General features: G+C 71.9%; 4 protein-coding genes. All 4 read left to right on the top strand.

Annotation, left to right across the window (positions count from 1 at the left end):
• Nucleotides 1–131 precede the first annotated feature (131 nt).
• The 4 genes from ACIBJF_RS52225 to ACIBJF_RS52240 all read left to right on the top strand — a co-directional run bounded on the left by ACIBJF_RS52225 (nt 132) and on the right by ACIBJF_RS52240 (nt 4,357).
• A complete protein-coding gene (locus tag ACIBJF_RS52225; RefSeq protein ID WP_399184930.1) occupies nt 132–542 on the top strand; it encodes a hypothetical protein in 411 nt (136 codons plus the stop codon).
• Between the two features lie 370 nt (nt 543–912).
• Entirely contained in the window at nt 913–1,437 is a 525-nt protein-coding gene (locus ACIBJF_RS52230) for a PadR family transcriptional regulator (protein ID WP_356155060.1), read from the top strand.
• The gene (locus tag ACIBJF_RS52235) at nt 1,434–2,120 is read left to right on the top strand and encodes an ABC transporter ATP-binding protein (protein WP_399184931.1); all 687 of its coding nucleotides are present in this window, start codon (nt 1,434–1,436) and stop codon (nt 2,118–2,120) included. The genes ACIBJF_RS52230 and ACIBJF_RS52235 overlap by 4 nt, the downstream gene beginning before the upstream one ends.
• Nucleotides 2,117–4,357: an FtsX-like permease family protein gene (locus ACIBJF_RS52240; protein WP_399184932.1), complete on the top strand. Its 2,241-nt coding sequence runs from the start codon at nt 2,117–2,119 to the stop codon at nt 4,355–4,357. Before ACIBJF_RS52235 ends, ACIBJF_RS52240 begins: the two co-directional genes overlap by 4 nt.
• Nucleotides 4,358–4,669: the final 312 nt, after the last annotated feature.

The raw sequence follows: 4,669 nt of genomic DNA on the forward strand, positions 1-4,669 counted from the left end.
GACGGTGCCGAGGGCGTAAGACCACCGGGGCCGCCGGCTCCGGTGGCGGCCTGAGCCGTAAATCCCCGCTCAGCCCTGGAGGGCGACGCATCCCCCTCCCTCCAGGGAGGGGAGCCTTCAACTTCGGGGCCATGGCACTGGGAAGCATCCTGCTTGTCGGCACCCACATCGACGGGCACCTGCGCAGGCTCGCCGCAGCCAGCACCGTGCTGTTCGCCGTCGCCGCGCTTGCGCTCGCCGTGCTGTCCGGCGTCCCAGCACTCGTCTACGTCGCTGCGGCAGCCTGGGGCCTGGCGTTCGGCAGCTCCGCCACGTTGTTCATCACCGCCGCCATCCACGCGACGGCCGACGCGTCCGACGTGGCCCAGTCCCTCACCATCACCATCTTCAACTGCTCCATCGGCCTCGGTGGACTCCTCGGTGGAATCCTCGTCGCCCAGGCCGGCGGCGCCTCACTGTCCTGGGCCGCGCTGGTCCTCCTCGCCGCCGCGGCCACCGCCGTGGTCACCGGACACCGGCACGCCTTCCCCCGGAACGTCTGAAACGTGGGCTGGCGCGCCGAACGGCAACCCGGAACCTCCGTACGCCAGCACCCGCGGGTACCGACGGCCCCTGGCCCGGCACTGTGCGCCGCCCGGTCCAGCCGGGTTACCGGCCGGGCCGGGCGAAACCGCGTGCTGTCGGCTACAGCCCGAAAAGGGCGGCCTTCCAGATCGCAAAGCCGACACCCGCCGCCGCGCGAGCCGCCAACCGGGAGCCGGCCAAAGCTCTGAACCAGCGTCCCTGACAGTCGACTCAGGGGGACACGTTGGTCGCTGGTGACAGGCAGGCAACCGGATGCGAGGTCCCAGGACCAGAACCCACTCTCAGCAGATATACACTCGGAGTATATCTGCGGTGTATGGTCCTCGCATGAGTGTTCCTCTCACCCTGTTGGGGCTGCTGGAGCGGGAGCCGAGCCACGGCTACGACCTCAAGCGCGACTACGACGCCTTCTTCAACCGCGGCAAGCCGCTGCCGTACGGGCAGGTCTACACAACTCTGGGCCGGTTGGCGCGGGACGGGAAGGTCATCGCCGGCGAGGCGGAGCCCGGGGTCGGCCCCGAGCGCAAGCGCTACGTGATCACCGAGGCGGGGGCGACGGAGTTCGAGACCTGGCTCACTGAGCCGGTTGCCCCCGAGCCCAATCTGCAGACCGTGCTGTTCACCAAGGTGGTGCTGGCCCTGATGCTCGGCCGCGACGCCCAGCAATATCTCGACACCCAGCGGGCCGCCCATCTGCAGCGGATGCACGAGTTGACGAAGCTGCGCCGCACCGGCCCGATCATCGACGCCCTGCTCGCCGACCACGGCCTGTTCCACCTGGAGGCCGATCTACGGTGGATCGAGCTGACCACGGCCCGGATGGACACGCTGGCAGCGGCGGTGCGCACATGAGCGCCCTCATCGAGGCCCGCGACCTCACCCTCTCCTTCGGCGAGACCCCCGCCCTGCGCGGCGCCAGCCTGGCCATCGAGGCCGGCGAGGTGTTCGCCGTGATGGGCCCGAGCGGCTCGGGCAAGTCCACCCTGCTGCACTGCCTGGCCGGCATCCTCACCCCCGACTCGGGCGAGGTGCACTTCGACGGACGCCGCATCGACACCCTCAACGAGGCCGAGCGCAGCGCCCTGCGCCGCGACACCTTCGGCTTCGTCTTCCAGTTCGGCCAGCTCGTCCCCGAGTTGACCGCCGAGGAGAACGTCGCCCTGCCGCTGCTGTTCTCCGGTATGCGCAGGGCGGCCGCGCTCGCCGAAGCCCGGCCCTGGTTCGCCCGGCTGGGCCTGGACGGCCTGGAGCGCCGCCGCTCCGGGGAGTTGTCGGGAGGCCAGGCCCAACGAGTGGCACTGGCCCGGGGTCTGGTGGCCCGGCCCAAGGTGCTCTTCGCCGACGAGCCGACCGGGGCGCTGGACTCGCTGACCGGCGAGCAGGTGATGGACCTGATGGTGGACGCGGCCCACGAGGAGGGCACCACCATCGTCCTGGTGACCCACGAGCCCCGGGTCGCCGCGCACGCCGACCGGGAGGCCATCGTCCGCGACGGCAAGGCCAGCCTGCTCACGACCGGACGGATCGCCTCGTGATCGCCTTCGCGCTCCGCCTCGCGGTCAGCGGCGGCCGGGAGGCCCTCGCCCGGCTGGCCATGATCACCGCCGCAGTCGCCATCGGCGTCGGGCTGCTGCTGTCGACCTTCGCCAGCATGAACGCCGTCGAGCGGACGAACCAGCGGCAGGTCTGGCTCGACACCGGCGCCGCGAGCCGTACCGAGCAGGCGGCGGCGGACTCGTTGTGGTGGTGGCCGCACGGCGACTACTACGACGGCAAGTCCCTCACCGAGGTCGACGTCGCCGCGACCGGCCCGACCTCGCCCGTCCCGCCCGGCCTGACGCACCTGCCGGCGCCCGGCGAGTACTACGCCTCACCCGCGCTGGCGAAGCTGATCCGCGACACCCCGGCCGACCAGCTGGGCGACCGCTTCCCCGGGCGGCTCGCCGGCACGATCGGCGACGCCGCTCTGGCCTCCCCGGACTCACTGATCGCTGTCATCGGCCGTACCCCCGCCCAGATCAAGGGCGCACCAGGGGCCAGGGCGGTCACCACCATCGCTACCAGCCGGCCATCCACCTGCGACAACGGGTGCTGGGACAACGCGGTGCGCGGCGACGCGCTGACGCTTATCTCCTCCGTGGTGGCCGGGGCCCTGATCTTCCCGGTGCTGATCTTCATCGCCACCGCGACCCGCCTGTCCGCCGCCACGCGTGAACAGCGGTACGCGGCGATGCGGCTGGTCGGCGCCACACCCCGGCAGGTGTCGGTGATCTCGGCGGTGGAGGCCGCGCTGGCGGCGGCCGCCGGGACGGTGGTCGGCTTCGGGCTCTACGCCGCGCTGCGCCCGCTGGTCGCCACCATTCCGCTCACCGGGCAGCAGCGGTTCTTCCTTTCGGATCTGACGCTCAGCGCCCCGCAGGCCCTCGGCGTCGTCGTCGGCGTGCCGGTGGCAGCGGCGATCGCGGCACGCCTCGCACTGCGCCGGGTCACCATCTCCCCGCTCGGCGTGAGTCGCCGGGTGACCCCGCGCCCGCCACGCGCCTGGCGGCTGATCCCGCTGCTGGCAGGCCTGGCCGAACTGGCGTACTTCGTCTTCGCCGGCCACCGCCCGGCGACCGGGAACGGCCAGACGGCGGCCTATCTCCCCGGCTTCCTGGTGGTGATGCTGGGCCTGGTGATCGCCGGGCCGTGGCTGACCATGATCGTCGCTCGGGCGGTCGCCCGGCGCACCCGACGCCCGGCCGCCCTGATCGCGGTGCGCCGGCTCGCCGACGACCCGAAGGCCGGCTTCCGCGCGGTCAGCGGCCTCGTCCTGGCCCTGTTCGTGACCACCGCAACAGTCAGCATCATCGGCACCATCAACGACTACCGCGGCACCCTGGGCGGCGACCGGCAGACCCGAACCGTGGTGGAGGCCGGCGGCGACGGCCAGGCGCCGCTGGCCGCGGCCATCCCGACACAGCTGCTCACCGAGGTGCGGGCGATCCAGGGCGTGCGGGGCGTGGCGGTCGTCCACGCCAACCCCGGCGGCATCGGCGAGGTCCCGGCCCCGGGAGGCCACCCCCCGATCGTGCCGGCGCTGGTGTCCTGCTCCGACCTGGCGCAGACTCCCATGGTGGGCCGCTGCCCGGCCGGCGCGAGCGTCACGGCCGTCGACTTCTACGCGTTCGTCAGCCTGCAGTCGCACCCGAGCCTGCCGTGGCCCGCCGCCGCGATCAGCACCGCAGCCGTCGCCAAGCTGCCCGTACAACTGGTCTACGTGGCCACCGACGGGTCGACAGCCGCCATGGAACGCGTGCGGACCCTGCTCACCACCGCCTACCCGCACCACCAGGCCCAAACGGTGGGCGACTGGGGCACCCGCCTGCAGCAAGAGCTGGCCGGTTGGCGGCAACTGGCCGACGTGGTGCTGCTGACCACCCTGCCGATCGCAGGCTGCAGCCTGGCGGTGAGCGTGGTTGCGGGCCTGTCGGATCGCCGACGCCCGTTCGCGCTGCTGCGGCTCACCGGCGCGCCGCTGCGGTTGCTGCAGCGGGTGATCGGCCTGGAGAGCACACTGCCGCTGCTGGCAGTGGCCGCGATCTCGATCGGTACGGCCTTCGCCGCCTCGGCCCTGTTCCTGAAATCGCAGATGCGCTACGACCTGGTGTCGCCGGGCGTGGCGTACTACGCGCTCGTCGCTGTCGGCCTCGTCGCTTCGCTGGGCATCATCGCCTCCACTCTCCCCCTGCTCAAACGCATCACCGGCCCAGAGGCCGCCCGCAACGGCTGACACCCCAACTCCCCGCAACGGCCCCGGACATCCCTCCCATCGGCCTCCGGGGCTGATGGAGCTCTACGCAACACGACAGCGGTTGTCTCCGAATCCACAGCCAGGGGCCTTGACGATGTACATGCCTTCGGACCATCCGTCTCGGTGTCGGGAATCTCGGCCCGACCAAGGCAGTGTCCTGCGTTGAAGGCTCCCCTCCCTGAGGGGAGGGGATGCGTCACCCTCCAGGGCTGAGCGGGGATTTACGGCTCAGGCCGCCACCGGAGCCGGCGGCCCCGGCGGTCCTACGCCCTCGACACCGTCCGGGTTCCA

Origin of the sequence: Streptomyces sp. NPDC050743 (genome assembly GCF_044456925.1) — a bacterium.
Taxonomy (GTDB): Bacteria; Actinomycetota; Actinomycetes; order Streptomycetales; family Streptomycetaceae; genus Streptomyces.